Origin of the sequence: Spirillospora sp. NPDC048911, assembly GCF_043198015.1 — a bacterium.
Lineage (GTDB): Bacteria > Actinomycetota > Actinomycetes > Streptosporangiales > Streptosporangiaceae > Spirillospora.
In genome coordinates this window covers 326,319-349,950 of the sequence record NZ_JBICUD010000010.1, presented here as the reverse complement: position 1 = coordinate 349,950, position 23,632 = coordinate 326,319, and the positions used below count along the sequence as shown (strand labels likewise).

24 protein-coding genes and 1 pseudogene are annotated in these 23,632 nt (G+C 68.8%); 17 read left to right on the top strand and 8 right to left on the bottom strand.

The window, feature by feature from the left end; all coding sequences use genetic code 11:
- Positions 1–139: 139 nt before the first annotated feature.
- The 6 genes and pseudogenes from ACGFNU_RS38590 (at position 140) to ACGFNU_RS38565 (ending at position 4,546) form a co-directional block, all read left to right on the top strand.
- Complete coding sequence (locus ACGFNU_RS38590; RefSeq protein ID WP_392601532.1) at positions 140–1,291, top strand: amidohydrolase family protein; 1,152 nt, start codon at positions 140–142, stop codon at positions 1,289–1,291.
- Between the two features lie 33 nt (positions 1,292–1,324).
- Positions 1,325–2,008 (top strand): type 1 glutamine amidotransferase, encoded by a 684-nt coding sequence (locus ACGFNU_RS38585; RefSeq protein ID WP_392601531.1) that lies wholly within the window; start codon positions 1,325–1,327, stop codon positions 2,006–2,008.
- 159 nt (positions 2,009–2,167) lie between these two features.
- Positions 2,168–2,464 (top strand): MTH1187 family thiamine-binding protein, encoded by a 297-nt coding sequence (locus ACGFNU_RS38580; protein WP_392601530.1) that lies wholly within the window; start codon positions 2,168–2,170, stop codon positions 2,462–2,464.
- 6 nt (positions 2,465–2,470) lie between these two features.
- Positions 2,471–3,250 carry a S8 family serine peptidase gene (locus ACGFNU_RS38575; protein WP_392601529.1) on the top strand — a complete coding sequence of 260 codons (780 nt, stop codon included), beginning with the start codon at positions 2,471–2,473 and terminating at the stop codon, positions 3,248–3,250.
- Positions 3,169–3,621, top strand: a pseudogene (locus ACGFNU_RS38570) (S8 family serine peptidase); the annotation flags it as partial. The gene ACGFNU_RS38575 and the pseudogene ACGFNU_RS38570, both read left to right, overlap by 82 nt.
- Positions 3,622–3,712: 91 nt before the next feature.
- A complete protein-coding gene (locus ACGFNU_RS38565; protein ID WP_392601686.1) occupies positions 3,713–4,546 on the top strand; it encodes a hypothetical protein in 834 nt (277 codons plus the stop codon).
- A gap of 199 nt (positions 4,547–4,745) precedes the next feature.
- On the opposite strand, the gene ACGFNU_RS38560 is transcribed toward ACGFNU_RS38565, so the two are convergent.
- The 3 genes from ACGFNU_RS38560 to ACGFNU_RS38550 form a co-directional block, all read right to left on the bottom strand.
- A complete protein-coding gene (locus ACGFNU_RS38560; protein WP_392601528.1) occupies positions 4,746–5,198 on the bottom strand; it encodes a VOC family protein in 453 nt (150 codons plus the stop codon).
- A gap of 43 nt (positions 5,199–5,241) precedes the next feature.
- Complete coding sequence (locus ACGFNU_RS38555) at positions 5,242–6,003, bottom strand: DUF4239 domain-containing protein (protein ID WP_392601527.1); 762 nt, start codon at positions 6,001–6,003, stop codon at positions 5,242–5,244.
- Between the two features lie 83 nt (positions 6,004–6,086).
- The gene (locus ACGFNU_RS38550) at positions 6,087–6,911 is read right to left on the bottom strand and encodes an alpha/beta fold hydrolase (protein WP_392601526.1); all 825 of its coding nucleotides are present in this window, start codon (positions 6,909–6,911) and stop codon (positions 6,087–6,089) included.
- A gap of 98 nt (positions 6,912–7,009) precedes the next feature.
- Here ACGFNU_RS38550 and ACGFNU_RS38545 point away from each other — a divergent pair, with 98 nt between their 5' ends.
- Positions 7,010–7,462 carry a MarR family winged helix-turn-helix transcriptional regulator gene (locus ACGFNU_RS38545; RefSeq protein WP_392601525.1) on the top strand — a complete coding sequence of 151 codons (453 nt, stop codon included), beginning with the start codon at positions 7,010–7,012 and terminating at the stop codon, positions 7,460–7,462.
- 109 nt (positions 7,463–7,571) lie between these two features.
- Here the strand turns inward: ACGFNU_RS38545 and ACGFNU_RS38540 are convergent, their stop codons facing one another.
- Positions 7,572–8,108, bottom strand: a complete 537-nt coding sequence (locus tag ACGFNU_RS38540) for a dihydrofolate reductase family protein (RefSeq protein WP_392601524.1) — start codon at positions 8,106–8,108, stop codon at positions 7,572–7,574.
- A gap of 479 nt (positions 8,109–8,587) precedes the next feature.
- On the opposite strand from ACGFNU_RS38540, the gene ACGFNU_RS38535 reads away from it, so the two are divergent.
- Positions 8,588–9,217: a LysE family translocator gene (locus tag ACGFNU_RS38535; protein ID WP_392601523.1), complete on the top strand. Its 630-nt coding sequence runs from the start codon at positions 8,588–8,590 to the stop codon at positions 9,215–9,217.
- On the opposite strand, the gene ACGFNU_RS38530 is transcribed toward ACGFNU_RS38535, so the two are convergent.
- A complete protein-coding gene (locus ACGFNU_RS38530; protein ID WP_392601522.1) occupies positions 9,195–9,899 on the bottom strand; it encodes an alpha/beta hydrolase in 705 nt (234 codons plus the stop codon). The two genes, ACGFNU_RS38535 and ACGFNU_RS38530, sit on opposite strands and share 23 nt — an antisense overlap.
- A gap of 119 nt (positions 9,900–10,018) precedes the next feature.
- Entirely contained in the window at positions 10,019–10,246 is a 228-nt protein-coding gene (locus ACGFNU_RS38525; protein ID WP_392601521.1) for a helix-turn-helix domain-containing protein, read from the bottom strand.
- A gap of 285 nt (positions 10,247–10,531) precedes the next feature.
- Between ACGFNU_RS38525 and ACGFNU_RS38520 the strand changes: the two genes are divergently transcribed.
- Positions 10,532–11,584, top strand: coding sequence for a matrixin family metalloprotease (locus ACGFNU_RS38520; RefSeq protein WP_392601520.1), 1,053 nt, complete (start codon positions 10,532–10,534; stop codon positions 11,582–11,584).
- Between the two features lie 749 nt (positions 11,585–12,333).
- Here ACGFNU_RS38520 and ACGFNU_RS38515 read toward each other — a convergent pair.
- Entirely contained in the window at positions 12,334–12,612 is a 279-nt protein-coding gene (locus ACGFNU_RS38515) for a hypothetical protein (RefSeq protein WP_392601519.1), read from the bottom strand.
- Between the two features lie 478 nt (positions 12,613–13,090).
- On the opposite strand from ACGFNU_RS38515, the gene ACGFNU_RS38510 reads away from it, so the two are divergent.
- From ACGFNU_RS38510 to ACGFNU_RS38475, 8 genes are all read left to right on the top strand, one after another.
- Positions 13,091–14,536, top strand: a complete 1,446-nt coding sequence (locus ACGFNU_RS38510) for a sugar transferase (RefSeq protein WP_392601518.1) — start codon at positions 13,091–13,093, stop codon at positions 14,534–14,536.
- A 722-nt stretch (positions 14,537–15,258) separates the two neighbouring features.
- On the top strand, positions 15,259–16,311 hold the full coding sequence (locus ACGFNU_RS38505; protein WP_392601517.1) for an O-antigen ligase family protein: 1,053 nt from the start codon (positions 15,259–15,261) through the stop codon (positions 16,309–16,311).
- The gene (locus ACGFNU_RS38500; RefSeq protein WP_392601516.1) at positions 16,305–17,864 is read left to right on the top strand and encodes a lipid II flippase MurJ; all 1,560 of its coding nucleotides are present in this window, start codon (positions 16,305–16,307) and stop codon (positions 17,862–17,864) included. Before ACGFNU_RS38505 ends, ACGFNU_RS38500 begins: the two co-directional genes overlap by 7 nt.
- 15 nt (positions 17,865–17,879) lie before the next feature.
- Positions 17,880–18,593: a polysaccharide deacetylase family protein gene (locus ACGFNU_RS38495; protein ID WP_392601515.1), complete on the top strand. Its 714-nt coding sequence runs from the start codon at positions 17,880–17,882 to the stop codon at positions 18,591–18,593.
- The gene (locus ACGFNU_RS38490) at positions 18,590–19,720 is read left to right on the top strand and encodes a glycosyltransferase (protein WP_392601514.1); all 1,131 of its coding nucleotides are present in this window, start codon (positions 18,590–18,592) and stop codon (positions 19,718–19,720) included. The genes ACGFNU_RS38495 and ACGFNU_RS38490 overlap by 4 nt, the downstream gene beginning before the upstream one ends.
- 11 nt (positions 19,721–19,731) lie before the next feature.
- Positions 19,732–20,874, top strand: a complete 1,143-nt coding sequence (locus ACGFNU_RS38485) for a hypothetical protein (protein WP_392601513.1) — start codon at positions 19,732–19,734, stop codon at positions 20,872–20,874.
- Complete coding sequence (locus ACGFNU_RS38480) at positions 20,871–22,064, top strand: GNAT family N-acetyltransferase (RefSeq protein WP_392601512.1); 1,194 nt, start codon at positions 20,871–20,873, stop codon at positions 22,062–22,064. Before ACGFNU_RS38485 ends, ACGFNU_RS38480 begins: the two co-directional genes overlap by 4 nt.
- Entirely contained in the window at positions 22,064–23,377 is a 1,314-nt protein-coding gene (locus ACGFNU_RS38475) for a glycosyltransferase (protein WP_392601511.1), read from the top strand. The genes ACGFNU_RS38480 and ACGFNU_RS38475 overlap by 1 nt, the downstream gene beginning before the upstream one ends.
- On the opposite strand, the gene ACGFNU_RS38470 is transcribed toward ACGFNU_RS38475, so the two are convergent.
- Positions 23,334–23,468 (bottom strand): hypothetical protein, encoded by a 135-nt coding sequence (locus tag ACGFNU_RS38470; protein WP_392601510.1) that lies wholly within the window; start codon positions 23,466–23,468, stop codon positions 23,334–23,336. The genes ACGFNU_RS38475 and ACGFNU_RS38470 overlap by 44 nt on opposite strands.
- Positions 23,469–23,632: the final 164 nt, after the last annotated feature.

Below are 23,632 nucleotides of genomic sequence, written 5' to 3'. Positions count from 1 at the left end.
ATCACTCCCTGTGGCCGCTATGCGAAAGCATAGAAATGCGGATAAAAGGGCTGTATTGCGTTGTCGGATCGGCGATGTCCGAGGCGTGACGTACCATTGCTGGTGACGCGCGATTGGCTTCGATCGACTGGAGTGGGGCGTGGATCTGGGCGGCCACCTGAATCTGGTCGATCACCATTGTCACGGAATTCAGCGAGCGCCCCTGGGCCCCAGTGCGTTCGGGCAATTGCTGACCGAGTCGGACGCGCCGCCACCCGCCGGGGTGTCCTTCTGGGATTCCAGCCTCGGGTTCGCGGTTCGCCGGTGGTGCGCTCCCGTGTTGTCCCTCGATTCCGGCGTGGACGCGCAGACCTACCTGGAGCAGAGGCTCGCCTTGGGCCGGGACGCCGATCGGCTCTTCCTCGCTCAGGGCGGATTGTCGGCGCTGTGCATCGATGACGGTTTCCCTGCCGACGAGGTGCTGACGGTCCCGGAGATGGCCGAGCTGTCCGGCCGTCGCGCGTTCCGTATCGTGCGCCTTGAAGCCGTGGCCGAGGAGGTGGCGAAGCGCGGGGTGAGCGCGGAAGAGTTCGCGGACGCGTTCGCTCACGAGCTGGCCACGCAGTGCGGTGACCAGGCCGTCGTCGGGCTGAAGTCGGTCATCGGTTACCGTCACGGCCTGGATTTCGAGGCCGAATCCCCCAGTCCGGCTGCCGTCAAGAGCTGCGCCGAGTCCTGGTTGCAGGCGGCAGAGCCGGAGTCCGTTCCTCAGCTGAAAGACCCCGTCCTCCTGCGGCATGTGCTGTACACCGGCGCGCGCCTCGGCGGGGAGATGGGGCTTCCGCTGCAGTTCCACACGGGGCTGGGCGACACTTCCCTGCATCTCGGACGGGTCGATCCGCTGCATCTGACGGATTTCATTCGCCAGGTGCAAGACTGCGGCACCACCGTGGTGCTCCTGCATGGTTATCCGTTCCACCGGAACGCGAGCTACCTGGCTCATGCATATCCTCACGTCTATACCGACGTAGGGCTATCGCTCAACTATGTCGGGAGGTGGGCGCATAAGATTCTCTCTGAAGTGCTTGAGCTGGCGCCATTCGCCAAGGTTCTCTTCTCAACCGACGCATATGGTTTGGCCGACCTGTACTACCTCGGCACCGTCCTTTTTCGTCGCGCCATGCAGTCCTGTTGCGAGCAGGCCGTCGCCAGCGGTGACTGGGCCGACGAGGACGCGCGACGTGTAGCTCAGATGGTCGGCTCCGAAAACGCGCTGCGCATCTACCGGCGCCTCCCCCCGCTCGGCAGCTGACGCCGACAACACGGACACGAAGGAGCATCCGGCATGGCCGTCATGGTCGTATCGAACGAGTCGACAGGCGATCTCGGATACCTCGCCGAGCGTCTGCGGGCACACGAACTGGGTGAGGTGCACGCCTGCTTTCGCGAGAATCCGGACGCATGGCCCGACCCCGCCGACTTCGATCTCCTGATCACGATGGGCTCGCTCGACTCGGTCACCGAGGAGGACAGCGCCGGCCCCCGCGAACACGAGGAACGGCTCGTCCACCGGGCGGTCGGGGCCGCCGTGCCCCTCCTGGCCATCTGCTACGGGGCCCACATCCTGAGCCTCACGCTCAACGCCTCCGGACGCCGGGCCCCCAAGCCCGAAGCCGGCTTCGTCGTGGTCGACACCAGCGATCCCGACCTGGTGCCGCCCGGCCCGTGGCTGACCTGGCACACCGACCTGCTGACCGTCCCGGCGGGCGGGACCGTCATCGCCCGCACGCCGACCGCTCCGCAGGCCTACCGGTACGGCCGCTGCCTCGCCGTGCAGTTCCACCCCGACCTGACACCGCGGGAGCTCGGCAAGTGGATCGACGCCCACGGCGACTGGCTCCAGGAGCAGGGCATCGACACCGACTCCCTCTTGGACGACGCACACCAGCGGGAGCAGGCACTGCGCGAGCGCGCGCACACGCTCTTCGACGCGTTCTGGACGCGGATCGCCCAGGACGTCCGCGTCTGACACGCCGTCGCGGGGCCTCACGCGCGACCGGCGGCCGCGTGCTCATGACCGCGTGTCCATGTGCGCGCGGCCATGGCGCTGTGGTTCTTCGGAACGCCGCAGAATGGCCGAGGATCACTGCCAGGACGTTTCGTTCGAACCGAAGGAAGGGATCGCATCGTGCTTGTCGCCTTCTCCGTGACACCGCTGGGCGCTGGCGAGGACGTCGGTGAACTCGTCGCCGAGGCCGTCCGCGTCGTCCGAGCCAGCGGGCTGCCCAACCGCACCGACGCCATGTTCACGACGATCGAAGGCGAGTGGGACGAGGTGATGGCAGTGATCAAGCGCGCGGTCGACGCGGTCGCCGAGCGGTCTCCACGCGTCAGCCTGGTGGTCAAGGCGGACATACGTCCCGGCGTGACGGACGCGATGACCTCGAAGGTCGAGACGGTGGAGCGCTACCTGTCCGATGGGTGAGCGCCGGTGCGCGTGCGAGGGGAAGGCACGACGGCCTTCGTGCTGGGCGTCCGACCTGGCAAGGGACGTGAGAAGACAACCTTCCAGCGGCTCACCGTCGGCGGGCATCGCTACGTCATACCGTCCGACGCGGCGCCCCTCGTCGGGCAGGGCAGGCTCGACCGGCGGCTCTTCGACATCGGGCTGCTGAGCGCTGAAGGCTACGGTGACTCCCGCCGCAAGGACATCCCGATGATCGTGCAGCGCGGCAAGGGACACGTGGCGATCGCGGGGGCCACCAAGGCCCTCGCCCTTCCGGCGCTCGGCATGGACACCCTGCGCGTCGAGAAGAAGAGCGCCGGAACGGCCTGGGCCTCGCTCACCGCGAACGGCCTGCGTTCCAGCGGCGCGGTCACCCGGATCTGGCTCGACGGCAGGCGCCAGACGCACCTCGACCAGAGCGTCAAGCAGGTCGGCGCCCCCGCCGCGTGGGAACGCGGCTGGGACGGGAAGGGCGGCACCGTCGCCGTCCTCGACACCGGATACGACACGGGCCATCCCGATCTCAAGGACGTCGTCGTCCAGTCGCGGGGCTTCACCGACCAAGGCCCCGATGACGTGCAGGACAGGATCGGCCACGGTACCCACGTGGCGTCCACCGTGGCGGGGTCGGGAGCGGCCTCGGGCGGCAGGTTCCGGGCGTCGCGCCCGGCGCGAAGATCGCGGTGGGCAAGGTCTTCGATGACTCCGGGGACGGTTACGATTCCTCGATCCTGGCCGGGATGGAGTGGGCCGCCACCCAAGTGAAGGCCAAGGTCGTCAACATGAGCTTCGGCGGCAGGGACGCCCAGGGCAGCGACCCCCTGGAGGAGGCGGTCGACACGCTCACGGCCCGTACCGGCACTCTCTTCGTCGTCAGCGCCGGCAACGAGGGCCCGGACGAACGCACCCTGGGCAGCCCGGGCACGGCGGACTCCGCGCTTACCGTCGGCGCCGTGGACAGGAACGACTCCCTCGCCGGCTTCTCCAGCAGGGGGCCACGGCTGGGCGACCGCGCGGTCAAGCCCGACATCACCGCGCCCGGCGTGGGCATCGTCGCGGCGCGAGCGAAGGACACCCTCCTCGACGAGCCCTACGACGACGACTACGTGAGGGCGTCGGGCACGTCCATGGCCGCGCCGCACGTCGCGGGCGCGGCCGCGATCCTCGCCGCGCGGCATCCCGGCTGGCCCGCGGCGCGGCTCACGCGCGGCCAAGAAGCCCATCAGCGTGTCGGTCGACGACCCCTCGGCCGAGATGCGGGAGTTCTACGACCTCGGCTTCGGATACGCCAACGGCAAGGTCGCGTACGACTCCGCCCCGATGAGCGACTGCCCCCTGTCGCACCGCTACGTCCTGCCCGCCAAGCAGAGCGGCCTCGCCTACTACAGCCACACGAGCTGGCGGACGAAGGGCTCGACGCCGGACGCCCCGGGGCCGTACCGGTACGAGATCTACGACTACCGGCGCGGCGAGTTCCCGGTGGACCCCTCCTACAAGGCCCGCACCGCGGACATGACGACGGTCCAGGCCACCGTGCGCGGACGTACTGAAATCGGGCGGAAAGGTCATCAAGGACGCCCCGTTCGAGTCCTACGAGCTGACCGCCACCGTCCCGAAGGCGAGGCCGAGTACGAGCTGACCGCTGACGCCGAACGGACCGAGCCCGGCGCGAAGCTGTCGACGAAGGTCACACCCACGTGGACGTTCCGGTCCGGGCACACGGAGAGGCCCACGCCGCTCCCCCTGCGTGTCGTTCGTTTCGCGCCGTCCGGGCTGGACGACCTCAACCGGGCGCCCGCGGATAAGCCGACCGCCGTCTCACTGCAGACAGACAGCGACGACGGATCAGCCTCCGAGATCGTGACCGTGGACGCGTCCTTCGACCGTGGCGGGACGTGGCGGAAGCTCCCGGTGAAGAAGCTCGGCGACCATCGGGTCGTGATCATCACCGGCGCGAAACCGGGAACAGTATCCCTACGCGCCGTCCGGGGGCTCGTCCGTCACCCAGACCATCATCGACGCCTACACGGTAGGCACCGGATCAAAGTAGAGGACTCCTGACAAGTGGGAGCCGGGAGAAACCCTCCGGCCCCCCACCAGGCTCTCAGGGCAGCGGGAACTCGACGGGAAACAGGTGGACCTCGGTGCGGCTGTCGTCGGCACCGCTGGGCGGCCCCACCGGCCACTCGCTGGGACGCTGTTCACGCGCGCGCCGTCAGCCGTACCTTTGGTGGCCGGCCGCATCGCCGGGCCTGGTCTGCTAGGCCGCGCAGAACTCGTTGCCTTCGGGGTCCTGCATGACCCACCAGTGGCCGGCGGGACCCTGATCGAACTCGCGGACGCGGGCCGCCCCCAGCTCCTCCAGCCGGGACACCAGCTTGTCGAGGCCGCCGGGCTCGCTGTGGACGTCGATGTGCAGGCGGTTCTTGCCCGACTTGATCTCGGGAACGTCCTGGAAGAGCAGCCGGCGGCCGCGTCCGACGCCGCTCGTCTCGTCGAACGGGTCGTCGGGGTGGCGGATCGCGGCGTAGCCGCGGAAGGTCTTGCGGCCGCGATGCTCGACGACCGCCTCCTCCCCGAGGTGGCCCGCGCCCAGCAACTGCTCGATGAGGGCGCTGGGGTCTTCCACCTCGTAGCCCAGGGCCGCGGCCCAGAAGTCCGCGAGCGCGGGCGCGTTCGCGCTGTCGATGACCAGTTTCCAGCTCAGTGTCATGTAACTAGTTATATGGGTTACATGATCCGGCCGCAACCGGCCGCTACGAGACCTGCCCGAAGCGCACGATGATCATGCGGAACGCGTCCGGCTGAACGCTGATGCCGCCACCGAACGGGTAGTTGAGGTTCCACATCAGGAACATGGCCAGCGCGACGAAGGCGCCGAGCAGCCCGACCATCGCCATGCTGCGGGCGGTGACCGTCACCCCGGCCAGCAGCGGCGCGCAGATCATCAGGATCGCGCCCACCATCAGGCCGACCCACAGGAACTGGGGCACGCCCTGCTGGGCCTGCAAGATCCGCAGCCGGCGCGCCTCCGACACCTCGCGCACACTGGTGATCGCACTCTCGTGCAGCATCTCCATCTTGCGGCCGCGCGGCTCGACCTGCTGCATGCGATCGCGGAGACGGTCCAGCGTCGCGGCGGCCCGCGGGCTCATCCGGCGGTCGCTCATCGCCGGCCACTCCTCGTTCACCACGATCGTGGCGTACTCGCGGACGAGCCCCTGGAGCTCGCGGTGCTCGGGGTCGGGCATCCCGTGCGCGGCCCAGTAGACCTGCATCAGATCACTGGCCTCGTTGGTGACGTTCTCGCTGGCGTCCTTGTACTGCTGCATCCCGGTGACGACCACGAAGGCGAAGACGAAGGCGAACATCGTCTTGATCAGGTCGATGACCAGGCTTCCGGCGGCCTCGTCGTCCTTCTGCCGCCACGTCGCGGGCCGCAGCCTGCCCAGCCCACCGAACACCAGAACCGCGGCGAGCGCCGCGAGGGCACCGACAATCAGAGCCTGGAGGAGCATGCGACCCCTTCGAACGACCGGAACGTGACACTGCGTCATCGTTCAGGCGCGTACGGTCGTTACCGGGTCGGCGTCCTTCAGGACTAGGAGGCGGCGGCCCGAAGGGTCTCCCTCAGGCGCGATGCGTAGGCGCGCGGGTGGGAGGTGTTGCCGTTGTGGCCGCCGGGAAACTCGGTGATCTGGGTGCCGACGAGGTCGGCCAGTTCCTGGGCACACCGGTAGTCGAAGACCGTTCGCGGGGTGGTGCGGCCGGCCGCCGGCAGGATTCGCGTGGTGGTTTCGGTGAGCGCGTTCGTCGGCAGGTCGTCGTTGATGACGGCGGTGAAGTCGTGCTCGATGAAGAAGGCGAAGTTGGCGATCCGCTGCGGGTTGATGGGTTGCGGAGTGAGGCCCTGTTCGGCGTCGGGATTGGCGGGGTCGATGCCCAGAACCTCGGCGACGGCCTTGAGGGCCGGGGCCAGCCCGTCTCGGCGATAGAGCTGCTGAATATCGGCCAGTTCCTGCTGGTGACGGGCGCGTTCGGCCGCGGGTAGCAGCAGTGGCGCGACCGGCTCGTGCGCCACCAGGGTGCTGACCTGTTCGGGGTGGCGAATGGCGAGGTGCATGCCGATGACCGCGCCGAGGCTGCAGCCGAGCATCAGCACCGGCTCATCGGTGAGCACGGCCAGCAGGTGGTGGACGTCCTCGGCGTGCTCGGCCATCGTCACGCCCTGCCCTGAGGCGCTGCGGGAGAGCCCGCGCCGGTCGTAGGTCACCACCGTGTAGTCGCCGATCAGCTGGTCGACCAGGTCGACGCTGCGCTGGGCGTCACCTTCACCGCTCTGGGAGATCAGGAGCATCGGGCCGGTGCCGCGCACCTCGTAGTAGAGGGTGGCGCCCGGCACGCGCAGCAGATCCGTCGTGGTCATCTCAGGGTCCTTCCAGTCGTTCGGTTCGAGATCCACGGTAAAGCATCAGGATTGATACATCAATACAGATGCATCTCTTCGGATGTATCTTGGATCGCGTGAACGGAGTCGAGTTGTTCCTGCTGGGGCGGACCCTGATGAAGATCGGCGAGGAGGCGTTGCCCACCGACGGCCTCGGTGACCAGCCGACCGGCGTCCGGACGGTGCTGATCGTGGTCAGCGACGTGCGGGCGCATCCCGGCTCCGCGGTCGGCGAGATCGCTTCCCGGACCGGTCTGCCGCAGAGCGCCGTGTCGGGTGCGGTGGCCCGGCTCCGTGAAGCGGGCGCGGTCGTCACCGAACCCGATGCCCGCGACCGGCGCCGGCTCCTGATCCAGCCCGCGCCCGAGATCTCAGGACGGGTCGAGGAGGTCAGATCGACGTCCATCGACAACGCGCTGGCGACCGCGCTGGGATCGGATGATCCGCAGCGGGTCGCCAAGCTAGTCGCCCTTCTGGAGGAACTCGCGCAGCACCTGACCCCGCAGGCACTCACCCGACTGCGCGGTTAGCCACCGGCTCCGCGGACGTCGGGCAGGCGGTGCGGGACGTTTCGTCCGCGGCGGGTTGGGATGACGTAGTAGTCGGCGGGCGTGCGGAACCGCGGGGGCGGTTCTGGCCCTATTGCTTGGCTGTGTAGCTGAGGGTCACCACGCCCGTCGGTCGCTGTTCCACGGATGCCAGCTGCAGGGTCTTCGTGTGCCCGGCGTGGGAGATCGGGGTGCCATGGCCCAGGATCACCGGATGGATCCACACTTTCAGCTCATCGACGAGGTCGTTCTCCATAAGGGTGCGCGCGAGCTGCCCATATCCGTAGATGACGAGATCCCCGGTGCCGTCCTCCTTGAGCTTGCGGACCTCGCTCACGACGTCGCCGGAGACGATCTCGGAGTTGTTCCAGTCGGCGGTCTTCAGCGTCGAGGAGAACACGTACTTCCGGATGGCGTTGACGCGGTCGGCGTAGGGGCCCGTCGCGGCGGGCCAGGCGGGCGCGAAGTACTCGTAGGTGTTGCGGCCCATCAGCATCGCGTCGCTGGCCATGAGCTTGGCCAGAGACTCCTCTGCGGCGGCGTCATCGAAGTAGGCCGACGCCCACGAACGAGGTGCCTCCTGGATGCCGTCGAGCGAGACCAGGCTCCCCACAGTCAGCTTGCGCATGTCGTCTCCTAGGTATTGGCGGTGTTCCTCCATGAAGACCTGGGAGCACCCAAAAAGTAATCGCTGCGTGTATCGGGCGAGCCTGATGAAGCTCCGGCGCGTACGAGGACAGGCTGGCCGACTCCGTGTCACCCTGTGGGGGTGCCGCGACGGGGCGCATGCATCTCTTGCGTCCTGTGCAGCGGCGGTGGTGTGAGCACACGGTGAACAGTTTCGAAGGCAGCGCTGTAACAAAAGGAGCCCCGCATCCGCACAACTCGGATGCGGAGCTTCGCTGAGGGCCCTGGGTATCTGCCGAGCTCCATTGGCCAGATCCTGGGGCCTCCACCGTTGTCCACCATCCCGGCGGGCAAGCGACGAAGCGTCCACGGTGCCCAGTGCGCGATGCTCACACGACCGTCGGCTGGGCTTACGCGGTGTTTCCTGTGGAAATGGCCACCTTGGGGGTGCTTGCCGGCGGGAGGTGAAAGGATCATCGGATGCCGATCGATCCGCACCTGCTCGCCGTGTTCACGGCGACCACCATCGTCGCCCTGATCACGCCGGGGCCCGACATGCTGTTCGTGCTGGGCTGCGGCGTGCGGGGCGGTGCCCGCGCCGGGCTGCTGGCCACGGTCGGCGTGATCACGGGGGACGCGCTGTACGTCGCGGCGGCCGCCGCCGGGCTGGCCGTGCTGCTGACGACGTTTCCGGTCGTGTTCACCGTGATCCGGATCGCCGGCGCCGCGTACCTGATCTATCTCGGGGTGCAGATGATCCGCAACCGCAACAGCGGTGCGGCCGAGGAGAAGATCGGCGGCGGGATGTCGGGCCGGCGCGCCTTCCTCAACGGGGTGGTGTCGTCCGCGGCCAACCCGCAGACGTTCACGTTCATGGTCGCCTTCCTGCCGCAGTTCATCGATCCCGCGGCCGGGCCCGTCTGGCTGCAGTTCGCCGTTCTCGGGGCGATTCTGATCGTCCTGGAGTTCGTGGCGGACGGAACGGTCGGCGTCCTGGCCGGACGGATCGGCGGCTGGCTGCGCGGCCGTCAGGCGGTGCGCCGCCGGATCGACGCGGCGACCGGGACCGTGTTCATCGGTCTGGGCGTCACCCTCGCGGCCGAACGCTGATCTTGGTCTCGACGGGGCAGATCGTCGTGGGCGGGCCGCCGTGGAGGATCGACACCACGAGGTCTTGCACGGCCCCATCGACCAGCTCCGCGGGATGTTCGACCCTGCGTTTGGGACAGAACTGCTGAATGCGAAGGTTCGTCGCGCCGGGCAACGAGGCCTTCTCGCCGGTGCCCTGATCGCTGAAGATATGAAACGCGCGTATTCCTTCGGGCAGCTGTGGCGGGGCATTGAGCTGCTTCAGGAACGGCGACCCGGGCAGCAGGTCACGGCAGCCTTGTGACGTGGTCGCGCACAGCAGGCCCAGCCAGTCGCCCTTGTGGGGCGTCCCCACGCTGATGTACGTCCCGACCTGAGTGCGGCCGCCGAGAGACTTGATGTAGTGCCGGAGCGCCAAGCCGCCCATCGAGTGGCCGATGACGTCGATGCGGGCCGCGCCGGTCTTCTTGCGGATCTCGGCTGCCTTGTCGGCCACGACCCGGGCGGACTTGGGGATCGCCTCCGTCCCGGGCGTCCGTCCCGCGAGCTGGACCGAGTAGGCACGGAAGCCACGCTCTTTCAGAACGGAGACCATGCCGTCCAGCGTCTTCTGGTCGGCACGAATGCCGCCCACCACCAGAACGGGGTTGGGGAACGCGGCCTCAGCCCCGGATACGGGAGCCGCGATATTGGCGATGGTCATCGAAGCGGCCAAGGCCGTACTGAAAGTGATGAGCCGGGGCATAGGTCGCCGCCTGGCCAGAGGAATGGCTGCCCCCAGCTGAGAATGGGTGGAAAGGCGGCGAAATACTGCCGGGGCCATCACTTTCGGCCCGGCCGCTGATCGCCGCCCCTGGGGCGTATCTCGGTGCCCGCTTCCTGGAGCAATTTGCGCACCATGCTCTCAGTGATCCGCTCCTGTTCGGCCAGCTCCCGCATCGACCTACCTTCTTCATATTTCAGCTTCAGTCGGCGAGACATTTCGGTGCGCCGATGACCCACGATCGAGCGCCTTTGGCGTGGCTCGACGATATACCACGGCCTGGGCATAGGTCACCCCGATCTCACGCAACGGAGGCCGTACAGTCACGGATGTGTCTCCCGCCGAATACGCCGAGAAACGTCCTTGGCGTTACCTGGCCCTGAGTTTTCCTGCTCTCTTACCTTGTGGGTCAGGACGCGCATCCGGCGCCGCCGACAGTGCCTATCGGTGCGGGTACTTGCCAAACCTTTCCTGATCAATGCCCTGAACGCTCGGGTCGACTGGGGATACAACCCCGAGACCGGCCCGTGTCCGGGCAAGCAGCCAGCGAAATATGTCAGGAAGGATCCTTTGTGACCTCACTCCTACAGCAGCTGCCCAAACGCCAGGCCAGTTGCTTCACCGCACTTGTCAGCTTGAGCCTTCTGGTTCCGGCCGCGGGCACGGCGGCCGGGGATGCGGGCGGCGCGCCCTCGTGGTGCAAGGGGGGCGGGTCACTTGACGCGCAATCCCTGCCCTCGTCGGTGAAGTTGGGAGAATGCGACGTTCGCAGCAGGGTCATCGAAGGCGCACACGGCCTGCGAGTCGCGGTTCCGCCCCGCGGTAGCGAGGTCGTCACCGTGACGGCGCATGTGCTGCAGAGCGGCGGAAGTTCGGAACTCACCGTCCAGATCCCGCCCGGCCGGCGAATGGTGAGCATCAAGCAGCAGACCTTCACTCATGAGGACGGCAGACCGCAGCACTCGGCCTTGGCGCAGGACGCGTGCCGGGACCGCTCGTGGTCGTCGGGCCTCAGTGCCTGGCCGAAAGGCTCCACCATCAACTGGAAATTCTATGAAGGCGAAAAGGTCCGCGGCGTTCCGGACGAGAAGGCCGCGGTGTCGGACGGCGTCACGCGCGCGGTGGACGCGGTCACCGACTGCACGTCCTCGAAGCGATTCGACCCGCAGCCGAACATCCACGAGAAACTTGCCGGGACGACCACGGCCGCGCCGAATATCAACGGCGGTGTCTGCTCGAGCCGCGATGGAACGAATTCCATCGGCTGGGCGAACATGACGAACGCCGAGTCAGGGACGCTGGCCCTCTCCTGCATCTGGCAGTCATCACGGAACATCGTCGAGGGCGACATCGCCATTCAGAGCCATGACAAGAACTGGTGGGCAGCCGAAAAGGCGGGCGCGGCGGGCAGCGATTCTCTCTCGAATTGCCCCGCAGGTAGTTTTCACGCGCCCTCAGCCGTCGTTCACGAGATGGGCCACATCCTCGGCCTCAAGCATGTCCGCGGGAGAAGGCACTCCAACCTCACCATGGCCCCGACGATGAAGCCTTGCGACGACAGGGCCTCCACGCTCGGGCTCGGTGACTACCACGGGCTCATCGCGCTGTACGGGCGCGCATCCTAGCGACACCTCGCACGGCACACCTGAGTCGTTACCCGGCCATTGACGCCGGTGAGGACGCTCCTGGCCCTGGCACTCGAACTTCGAGGCAGGCAGGGTGAGAACTCCAGGTATACCTCAATCCCGTGGCGCCCTCGCCTTGGTGCGAGGGCGTCACTCTGCGTGCGGTGAGTCGGGCGGCAGGACGCGTCCCGGCGCGAGAGCGGTCAACCTTGTGCTGTGGCCCATGACTTTGCTCGCGATTCCACGTTCAGGTTCACCGCGATTCTGCCGTGTGATGGCGCTGGCGACGGCGTCCGCCAGGCAAAGCGCGTATTAGTTTTTCGCGGACGGACCGAGTCCCGGCGAGCAGCATTCCCGGCTAATCCAGAAAATTAGACTTCTACGACATTTATGGAGAGGCTGGATAGAAGCACGCATCGCTGCGCCCGCGCTCCTGAGAACTGGCTGAACAGTGGGAGGCAGTAGGCCGGACGATGTTTTCCCTCGCTGGAGCAACCTCTAGGGCCGCTCAAGCCGCCGTCTCCGGGCGGGCCTGCAAGCCGGGGAGGACGTCTAAATCCGGGGATCGTTGCCGGCCGTAGAAACCCTCGACAGGCCTGGCGGCGGAGCACATCTGCGAGCCTCGCAGGCGCCACTAAAGCTGTGCGTCCAAGGGTGGGGTTCGCTGAAAGCCCCCCTTTGGGGGCAACAGAAAGGAGGGGGACGCCACGGATGTGGCGCCCCCCTCGTCTTTCGTGCGATGACTCTGATTAACGGCCGTTGCCGTGGTCGCCGCTGTGCTTGTAGCCGCTGTCGTCCAGGCTGGAGCCGGTGTTACAGTCACCCTGCTCGTGGGTCTGGCCGAGGATGTTGTGGATGGTCGCGATCAGGATGTTGACCTCGACGGCGCGGCAGGTCTGGACGCCGACGATCGACGCGTTGTTGCTGTCGCCGTCCGGCTCGTCGTTCGCCATTGCCGGAGTCGCCCCCAGGAGCACCGCGCCGACACTCAGGGTCAGCATTCCGGTGGCCGCCAGTCGCTTCATCATCGTCTTTCTCCTTCACTGTTGACTGCAGTCACTGCGGTCGGCCGCTTATCCGTTGATGAACGGCCGTACAAAGGTATGAGTAGCACGATCACGTCCTCCCAAAACCTCTGCGGGGGCATTATGGGAAGACCTAGGGAAACCATTGCTCTGGCCTGAACCCGTTCGACGCTGTCATATAACAGATCGGTACGGTATTCCCAGAACGCCGCTTTTGGGTCGCGCGGTGTTTCGGCGCATCGGTGACCCGCCGGATTCGCTGCCCTCGCCGGCGTCATCTGGTCGTGATTGTCAAGCGTTCGGACACGTTGATTAAAGCCACGGGGTCCTATGTCGTGGGGGCTGGCATGCTGGACGCAAGTCCGCTTCCGCTAATGACGACCGTCAGGTGTGGCGGTTAGGCAGACCCGCAGATGTGTTCTGAGATTTGTGCCGACCGCTCGCCGATCCCAATGCGGTTCCGTAGGGAGACCGACCCGAGATGAATGCCCAGGGGACCAGCTCGGTCGTCGCAGCCGAAGGGCCCGCCCGTTCGCTGACCGCCGAGCAGACGGCGGCGCCGCGCTCGCGCCTCGCCGCGGTGCGGCAGCCTCGATCGCGCGTGCGCGCCGCCTGCTTCCGCACGGTGATGGCGGCGATCGACGGCGTCTCGATGGCCGTGGCGGTGGGCGCCAACGGCGGCGCCGCACTCCAGGCGTGGACCGCCGCCGCGACACTCGTCTGCCTGCACGCCGTGGCCGACGGATACCGGCCGCGCCGCGTCTCGGCGCCGCAGCACGATCTGGTCCCGGCGGCGACCCGCGTCCTGCTCGTGGTCCTGACGATCTGCGCGCTGCTTCCGTCGAGCCCGCCGCACGCATCGGCGGACTGGCTGGCCATGACGATCACCTGCTGCGTGCTGGCCGGTACGGGGCGGGGTGCGGCCCATCTCGCGCTCAGGACCTACCGGCGTCGCCGGTCCTCATCCCGTACCGCCATCGTGATCGGCTGTGGCAAGCGCGCGGGCCCGGCCGTCCAGCGGCTGCTCCACCATCGAACGACCGGGCTGACCCTGACCGGGCAGGTCCTTCCAGCCGAGCAGGAGGACGACGCACCCCCGGCGCCCCTGCCGATCCTGGGCGAGGTCGAGGACCTGGCGCGCCTCCTCGACACCGGCGATGCCGAGGTCGCGCTGCTGGTCTGCGACGGCCTCTCCGCGCAGGAACGCGAGACCGCGATGCGGCTTTGCATGGCGGCTCATCGCGAAACGATCCTTCTGCTGGCGCCGTCGGACAACATGCTCGCTTCAGGCGTCCAGCGCCTGGCAGGCATGCCGTGCCGGCATCTGGTCCCGCAGCTGGAACGGCCCTCGGCACGGCTGGCCAAACGCACCTTCGACGTCATCGCGGCCATCTGCCTCCTGACGCTGGCGCTTCCGCTCATCGCGGTGTGCGCGTTGGCGCTGAGGCTTCAAGACGGGCCGGGAGTCATCTTCCGGCAGGCGCGCATCGGCCAGCACGGTCGCCAGTTCACCGTCCTGAAGTTCCGGACGCTCAGACCCACCGACGACCACGAGTCGGACACCCGGTGGTGCGTCGAAGGCGACGTCCGGATCGCGGCGGTGGGACGGCTGCTGCGCCGCACGTCGCTGGACGAGCTTCCCCAGCTCTGGAACGTGCTGCGCGGAGACATGAGCCTCGTCGGCCCGCGCCCGGAACGGCCGTACTTCGTCGAACTCTTCTCCGCCTCCTATCCCGCCTACGCCCACCGCCATCGCGCCCCCACCGGGATGACCGGCTGGGCCCAGGTCAACGGCCTGCGCGGCAACACCTGCATCGAACTGCGCGCCCAGTTCGACAACGACTACATCGACACCTGGAGCTTCACGGGCGACCTGAAAATCATGCTCCTCACGATCCGCGCCGTCCTCTTCGGAGACAGAGCATGACCCCCGCCCGCAAGAAGGCCACCACTCCCCCACCCAACCCAAAAACGCCCAAACCCACCCTCCCCGCCCCCGCCCACCCGCCCAACCTCGCAGCGCCCACCGCTCCCACGCCCGATACAACGTCGCTCGACAGCGCCGCGTCCGCGACGGCCAACCCGCGCACGGCTCAGCCCGGGCCAGGGGCGCTTGAGGCTGCCGGGTCCGCCGCAACCCCGGCCGACGGTGTCCCCCCGCCCAACGTCCCGGCGCCCGCCGCTTCCCCAGGCAGTGCCACTTCGCTTGATGGTGCCGCGTCCGCGACGGCCAACCCGCGTACGGCTCCGCCCGGGCCAGGGGCGCTTGAGGCTGCTAGGTCCGGCGAGACCTTGGCTGACGGTGTCCTCTCTGGCGCTCTCCCGCTCCCGGTGTCGGCTGGTGCGACTTCGCTCGACCGTCACTGGCTTGCTGGTGTGTTGCGGCCACGGGCCAGTTGGCTGGCCGCGCTGGCCGTCTTGGCCGTCTGTGTTCCGCCTGGCCGAGCCCATGTTGATTCCTCCGTTCAGGTGACGGCAGGGGACCTGGCTGCTGTGGTTTTGGTGTTCGTTGCGGCGGTGATGGCGGTCAGGGACAGGTTGCGTCTGCCTCCACAGGTTCTGTGGGTTTTCGGGCCATTGCTGGTGGCGCTGACGGTCAGCACCCTGTGCGCACGGGATACCGCTGCGAGCCTTGTGGGGTTCGTCCGGGTGGGCGAGATCTTCCTGCTCGTCCCCGTGGCCGTGATGCTCACCGTACGGCGGGGGTACGACACCGCGGTGGTCCTGGGGGCCGTCGTCCTCGCCGGGCTGGTGCAGGCGGGTGTCGGCATCTGGCAGGTGTTCACCGGTACGGGAGCGTCGTTCGCCGGGCACAACAACCGCGCGGTGGGCACGTTCGGCGCGGTCGACGTCATGGCGATGTCGATGGTCGTCGGCTACGCGGTGATCGTCGTTGTCGCGGCGGCGCTGGCCTGGTCCGGGCGGAGGCGGCTCCTGCTGATGCCGCCCGCAGCCGTGCTCTGCCTGGCGCTGACGCTGGCTCTGAGCCGGGGCTCCTGGCTGGCCATCGGCGCGGGTGTGGCCGTGATGCTGGTGCTGAGGTCACGCGCGTTGGCGTTGCGCGTGGCGTTCGGGGCGGCCGCCGTGGCGATCGTGGCAGTGTGTGGCCTGGGCTGGCAGTCTTCGGCGCTCGCCGTCCGGGCCCAGTCGATCGCGGCCTCGTTCGACGCGCCCGACCGGTCGGTGGGTGACCGGTTCAGCCTGTGGGCCACGGCGGTCACGATCTGGGGGGATCATCCGATGGTCGGTGTCGGCGTGAAGGGCTTTCCTTCCCACCGGGACGGTTACGCCCCGCTCGAACTCTCCTCCGCCAGCGAGACCCAGGACCCTGGCAACGGCTACATCCGGCAGCCTCTGCTCTCCCCGCACAACCAGTATCTGCTTGTCCTGTCCGAGCAAGGACTCTTGGGATTGTCAGGTTTCGTGGTTCTGCTCGGTGCGCTCGCACAGCGCATCATCGCGGTGCGGCGCCGCACCGATCCGGCCTGGCTGGCCTGCGCCGGCTTCATGACCGCCTCCCTGCTGGCGTTCCTGTACGGCGATCTGGGCGGCCCGAGCTGCATCCTCGTCGCGATCATGGTCGGTGTGACGGGAGCCACCGTGTTCGGCGGTGCCGCCGAGAACGGCCACTGCCGCACGCGTCCGTGGTCGTCGCCGGCCCGCCGGCCCGCCGCTGCCATTGGGGAGCACTGCCGGTGGTGACGACGCCGGCCCAGCGGCTCAGCCGCGCATCGTCGATCGGCTGGGCCGCCGGAATCTCCGCCGTGCTGATCTGTGGCGGCACCGTCCTCGGCTTCGTCCGGGACCTGACGATGGCGCACCTGTTCGGCGCCAGCAGCAGCACCGATGCGTTCCTGGTCGCCTGGACGGTGCCCGAGACGATGTCTCCGCTGCTCATCGAGGACGCCATGGCTCTGATCATGGTGCCTGCCGTCGCCCGGCGGCTGCAGCACCACGAAGGCGTCCGGCCGCTGATCGCCGCGGCGCTGCCGCGCCTGGCGGCCGGGCTGGCGTTGGCCATGGTGGGAGTCATCCTCTGCGCGCCGCTCCTGGTCGAGATCCTGGCCCCGGGCCTGCACGACGCTGCCCCGGCCGTGCTGTGCGTACGTTTTACAGCCGTCACGATCCTGACGTTCGGGATCGCCGGATTCATGAGCGCGACCCTGCGCGCGCAGCACTGTTTCGGACCACCGGCAAGCATCTATCTCGCCTACAACCTGGGAATCCTGACGGTCATCGCCGCCGGCGCCACCTCGTTCGGCGTCACCAGTGCCGCGGCCGGAGTCGCCTTCGGCAGCGCCTTGATGGTCGCCATACAGCTACCGGCGTTCCTGGCGCAGCTACGCAACCCCTCGGCGCCCGGACCCGCTCGGCCTGCTGCGCCTGCTGCTGCGGCCATTGCTTGGGTCGGGGTTGTTCCTGTTGTCGTTTACACGTTGACGCGGCAGGCGCAGACGCTGGCCGAGCGGTTCATCGGTTCCGGCTTGGCGGCCGGTTCGATCTCCCATCTCAACTACGCCCAGAAGGTCGCCCAGGTTCCGATGGTGCTGTCGCTGCTCGTGGTGACGGTCACCTTTCCGCGGCTGGCGCGTGCCAGTGCGGGTGGCGATACCAGGCAGGTGCGCTCCCGCGTCGAGGCCGACCTTGTCATCGTGAGCGCCATCGTGCTGGCGGCCACCGCCTTCCTCGTCGGGTCCGCCCAAGTGATCATTCAGCTCCTCTTCGAACATGGACGCTTTTCGGCGGCCGACACCGCTCGTACCGCGACGCTGCTGCGGATCTACTGCCTTGGTCTCTGGGGTCAGGCCGCGCTGGGCGTTTGCGCGCGGGCCTACTTCGCGCAGCAGCGGCCAGGTTGGCGCCCTGCGGCAACCGTCGCTCTGGGCCCCGCCGTCACCATCGTGTTGGGAGGCGCGCTGACCGCCGCGACCGGTGCCGCCGCCTTGGCGGCGGCCAACGCCATTGGCATCACCCTGGCTGCCGTCCTGCTGCTGGCCGGGCTGCGCAGCCGCATCCAGGTCTCCTTGCGCGCGGTGGCGGGGGACGCCGTCAAGCTGGCCGCCGCGACCGTGTGCGCGGGTGCCGCCGCCGCGGGCGTCACTGCTGTGCTCGCGGGCCGTAGTGCCGCAATCCCACTTCTTGTTACCGACCTCATTGTCGTGAGCGCCGTCTTCGCCGCGGTGCTGGCTCTGGCCGGCACCACCTGGTCCCCCCTCGGCAACCTGCGCGCGCTCCGCTGTTCCGATCCCGACTAAGACCCTGGGGGGCCGATGAAGAGAGCCACCGAACGTACGCCGCTGATCCTGATGTACCACTCCGTGGGCAGCCGGGAGGACGACCCGCATCTCATCACGGTGTCGCCTCGCCGTTTCGAACGGCAGCTGCGCTGGCTGAAGAAGCGGGGCCTGCGCGGAGTGAGCATGACCGAGCTGCTCCAGGCCCGGGAGGCGGGCGAAGCCGGCAAGCTGGTCGGCCTCACGTTCGACGACGGGTACGCCGACTTCTTCGGGCATGCCGTCCCGCTCCTGGCGCGCTTCGGGTTCACCGCCACCGTCTTCGTGGTCACCGCGCGCATCGGCGCGTCCAACACCTGGGACGACGGGCCGCGCAAACCGCTGATGAACGAGGCGCAGCTCCGGGCCGTGGCGCGCTGCGGAATGGAGGTCGGCTCGCACAGCGCCCAGCACCTGTCCCTGCCCACGCTGGACGGCCACCAGGTCGAGCAGGAGCTCAAGGAGAGCCGGGCCGCACTCGAATACATCCTGGAACGTCCTGTTCCAGGCTTCGCCTACCCGTATGGCCACGTCAGCCCGGAGGTCATCGCCGCGGTGCGCGAAGCCGGGTACGGCTACGGCTGCGCCATCTGGGGAGAGCACCCGGGCCCGCACGCGCTTCCGCGCACGTACATCGGCGAGCAGGACGGCGGTCTGCGGCTGACGGCCAAGGTCGCCCGCCATCACCTTCGCTGGAACGTGCGTCGATGACCAAGGTCCTGCACGTCATCACCGGATGGGACCGCGGCGGCGCCGAACAACAGGTGCTGCTGCTGGTGCGGCATCTGCCGGTGCACTGCGACATCGCCGTGCTCACCGGCACCGGGAACCTCACGGCCGCGGCTCGGGCCGCCGGAGCCGGCGTTCACCACATCAGAATGCGCGGCAACTCGGACCCGCGAGCCGTGCCCCGGCTGGCCCGGCTGATGCGGCGCGGCAAGTACGACGTGGTGCACACGCATCTTTACCGGGCCTGCGTCCATGGACGGCTTGCAGCCCGTATCGCCGGGATTGGCAGAGTGATAGCAACCGAGCATTCGCTAGGGGACGGGCACATCGAAGGCCGCCGCACCAGCGCAGCAGTACGCCTTCTCTACCGCGCCACCGAACTCCTAGGCGAGGCCACCATCGCTGTCTCCCCCACTGTCGCCCACCGCCTGCGAGGCTGGGGCGTACCGGCGAGCCGGTTGCTCACCCTGCCCAACGGGATCGACCCGGAGGCCTACGCTTTCGACCCCCGCCACCGCGCCGCCGTCCGCGCCCACCTGGGCATCGGCGCCGACGAGTTCATCGTGGGATCGGTGGGCCGTCTGGTGAGCACCAAGCGCCTTGACCTGCTCATAGGAGCGCTTTCGCACACCGAACGCGGGCGGCTGCTGATCGTCGGCGACGGTCCGGTGCGGGGCGATCTGGAACGACTCGCCGCGGACCTGGGCGTCACCGAACGGGTGATCTTCACCGGCGATCGCGCCGACGTCCCGGCCGTGCTGTCAGCGATGGACCTGTACGCGACGCCCTCAACGCAGGAGACGTTCGGCCTGAGCGTGCTCGAAGCCCTGGCCAGCGGCCTGCCCGTGCTGTATTCGGTCTGCCCGGCCTTGACGGACCTGCCCTCCAACGCAGCTCCGCAGGCAAAACGGCTGCCGCCGACAGAGGGGGCTTGGCGTGCCGCGATAGAGCAGGCCGCCGCCGCCCCGTCCCGACACGTTCGCCTGCATCCCCCACCTGCCGTCGCGCACTACGCCATCACCAGGCAGATCGAACCTTTGGTCCGGCTATACGAGCACGGACCGCAAGCGATCGGCGCCTCCGTACCGTCCAGCGTTTCTCCAGCGTGAAAGGGCCGCAGATGCCTCATCCTCACACCGGCACCACGACCACCCTCACCCGGGCCGGGCTACTGGTCGCAGTGGCCACGATCGGGCTATTGGGCGGCTTGAGCTACGGCGCTCTCTCCCCCGCCAACTACACCGCGGACGCCCACGTCCTGGTGACCGCATCAGCGAACGAGGCGACGGCAGCCACGAGCTTTGCCCAGGCCTACGGCAGGCTGGCCACCCTGCCGACAACCCTGGCGCTCGCCACACCGCCCCTGCCACGGGCCTCGCTGGAGACCGCCCGCAAGCATCTGCAGGTGTCGACCTCACCCGACGCCCCGCTGATCCGGCTCACAGGGTCGGCCGAGAAGCCCGCGCAGGCCGCCGCCTTCGCCAACGCCGCGGCCACCGCGCTGACGCAGTACGGGAACGCGCACCGTAATGACACCGGAGTCCGCGTCGTCCTGATGAACACCGCCGCGCCGCCCAGGTTGCCCTCGGGGCCGAGCCTCTCGGTCAGCGCCCTGGTCGGAACGGCCGCGGGCGTGCTGCTGGCCATGCTGATCGCGGCCACCGGCTGGGACCGGCGTGTGCGCATCGCCCGGCCTCCCAAACTTTCCAGGGCTTCCCGCAGGCCGGCAGGCCCCGAGCACCCGGTAGAACGCGTCGCCTCCGCCTCCGCCTCCGCCTCACCCGAGGCCGCGCATCCTGTCCCCGCCCGCTGGAGGCCCGCCCGATGGACTCCTGCGAGGCGGAGCAGTGGACGATGGAGCCCCACACGGCGAACCCCCGTCCAGCCGGAACCTGCCCGACCCGAAACCGTCCAGCCGGAACCCGCCCAACGGACAACGGCGCAACCCGACACCGCGCAGAGGATCGGCGCGCAGACCGAGCCTGCGGAACGGGCCGGCGCGCAAGCCGACCTCGCCCCGCCGCCGGCCCCCACGCGACCCGATCCCGAGGAGGAGAAGCCCGCGCGAGCCAGCCGGGCAAAACGGGCTCCAGCACGATCCAAGGCCACCAAACCGGCCGCCGAGAAGCCCGCCGCCCGCAAGCAACCCGCCCGCAAGCAACCCGCTTCCGCACAGCCTGACCCGGCACAGCCCGACGCCGCGCAGCCTGACGCCGCGCAGCCCAAGGACGCGGAGGACGCGGCGGAGGCTGGGGCCACATGACCACTTCTCCCGCCCCGCCGGCGGCCCCCACCCCCGCCCCCACCTGGACGACCGAGATTCGCCGCGACGAGCAGGCGTTGCTGGAGCTCGTCGACCCGCTGCGCGATCTCTACAGGCGCAGCCCCGCCGCCACGCCGTTCCAGTCCCCCGCCTGGCTGGCCGCGTGGTGGTCGAACTACGGCCGGTCGGGCTGCCTCCGCCTCGCTCTGGTCTGGCGCGACCAGACCTTGATGGCGGCGGCGCCATTACTGGTCGTCCGGCGGGCCACGATGCCCGTCCTGGTGCCGCTGGCGCACTCGATCAGCGACTTCAGCGACCTGCTGGTCGACGCCGACCATGCCGACGAGGCCCTCGCCTGGCTCATCACGGCGCTGCTGGCCGAACCCCACTGGTCGGCGATCGACCTGACCCAGCTGCGGCCGGGCTCCACCGCGCACGACCTGGCACGGCATTGGCCTGGCCGAGTATGGCGGACGCAAGCAGCGCCCTGTCTGGAACTTCCCGGCGGTCCCCTCGGCGAGCTCCTGGCCACCTATCCGGGACGGACGGCGGGCAAGCTGCGCAGCAAGCTCCGAAAGATCGACAACCAGCGGATCGCCGTTTCCGAGGTGGCGGCCCATGAGGCGCCTCAGGCCGTACACGAACTTCTCCGCCTGCACACCCTCCAATGGCACGGGCGCAAGATCAATCCCGAGCACATGCGGGACCGGTTCCGCCGCCACCTCGCCCAGGCCTGCACCGAGATGATCCGCCACGACGAGGCCGTGGTCTTCCAATACAGGGACGCCGGCGGCCGGCTCATCGCCACCGACCTCGTCCTGATCGGGCACCGCCTGGCCGGCGCCTACCTGTACGGATGCCGGCCGACCCTTCGCAACTCCATCGACGTCACGCTGATGCTGCTGCGGCAGGACCTGGCCTGCACCGACAGCCGCGGCCTTCCCGTCTTCAGCATGTTGCGCGGCCAGGAGCCCTACAAGGCCAAATGGCGGCCCACCACGGTCGTGAACCAGCGGCTGATCCTCGGCCGCGGCCACCAGGCCCGCCTGTACGCCGCCGCCGTCGTGGTCCGCACGTTCCTCATCGAGCTCAAGCACCGGTACGAGTCCACGGCTCGAAACCGCCGGGCCGGGTCGCCCGCGCCGCCCCAGCAGCGTCAGGCGACCGGCCCGCGGGCAGGCAAACGCTGATGGCAAAGCGTCGCCCCGTTCCGGCACACCACTTCGCTCAGGCTCAGCACTCCGTCCAGGCGCACCGCCCCGTCCCGCTGCACCACTCCGTCGAGCAGCGGACGTTGCGCGTCCTGCACGTCACCCAGCCGACCAGTGGCGGCGTCGCCACCTACGTGGCCCAGGCGGCAGCCGACCAACAGCGGCGAGGCTGGCAGGTAGCCGTCGCCTGCCCGCCGCAGGGCGAACTGGCGCAGACCCTCAGCCACACCGGCATACCGGTGCTGGCCTGGCAGGCCGGACGTGCGCCAGACCTGCAAACGCTGAGCGAGACATGGCAGTTGCGCCGCATCGTGCGAGCGTTCACCCCGGACGTCGTGCACCTGCATTCAGCCAAGGCGGGCCTGGCCGGGCGACTCCTCAACCCACGTCAACTCCGACAGCATGGGCTCATCTTCCAGCCGCACGGCTGGTCGTGGCTGGCGGGCACAGCCATACTCGCCCGAGCCAGCAAGGCCTGGGAAAGGATGGCGGCAACGACCTGCGACGCGCTGGTGTGCGTCGGCCAGGGAGAACTACACCAGGGGCAGGACGCCCGGATCCGAGGGCCCCTCCTCATCGTCCGGAATGGAGTAGATCTCACTCGATTCCGCCCGTTCACCCCCTCCGAACGGCACGCGGCCAGGGCAGCTCTGGGCATCCCTGAAGAAGTGCCCCTTGCCCTATGCATCGGCCGCCACAGCCGCCAGAAAGGTCAGGACGTCCTGATGTCCGCCTGGCCCAGCGTCCTGGCCCGTTGCCCGCAAGCAAGACTCGCGTTCGTCGGCATGGAGCCGCCGCCCCGCCATGCGGATTCAGTCTCGTTCATCCCACCCGTCGCCGACCCGCGTCCCTGGCTGGCGGCCTGCAACGTCGCGGTGATGCCGTCGCGATGGGAAGGGCTGCCGCTGACCGCTCTGGAGACCCTCGCCACCGGTCGCAGCCTGGTGGGAACGGCCATTCCCGGGCTGACCGAGGTCGTGACCAGCGGTACGGGCGAGCTCGTCCCGGTCGAGTGCCCCGAGGCACTGGCCCAGGCGGTCGCCGCACGCCTCGTCGCGCCCGACCTGGCCGATGCCGAAGGCGCCGAAGGGGCAGAGAGAGCCGCGACCTTCGATGTCACCCGCACCCTGGACCGCCTCTGCGCCCTGACCACCGCTATAGCCGCCGCCTTCCCCAACACCCCACACGGTGCCCAAAACCGACGCACCGACAGCCCATCCACCGACAGCCCGTCCATCGCGTGGCCGGTCAGAGCAGGTGGGAGGTCTGGTGGTGGGCGAGGTCGTCGCTGATGGCCCGGACCCGGCGGTCGTAGCCGGAGAGGCGTCGCAGGAGGGAGGCGGCCGCCGGGGACAGGGCGCCCAGCCGCACGACCTGGCGCATGTGCCAGGGGGCGACGGTGATCTCCGCCCGGTTGGCGCGGACGGCGTCGCAGACGGCGTCGGCGACCTGTTGAGCGCTGCAGGTGGGGGCCCAGGACGGCAGTGCCCTCGGCAGCCGCGTGACCCGTCCAGGTCCGGGCCGGTCACGAGCTCACCGGTGACCGT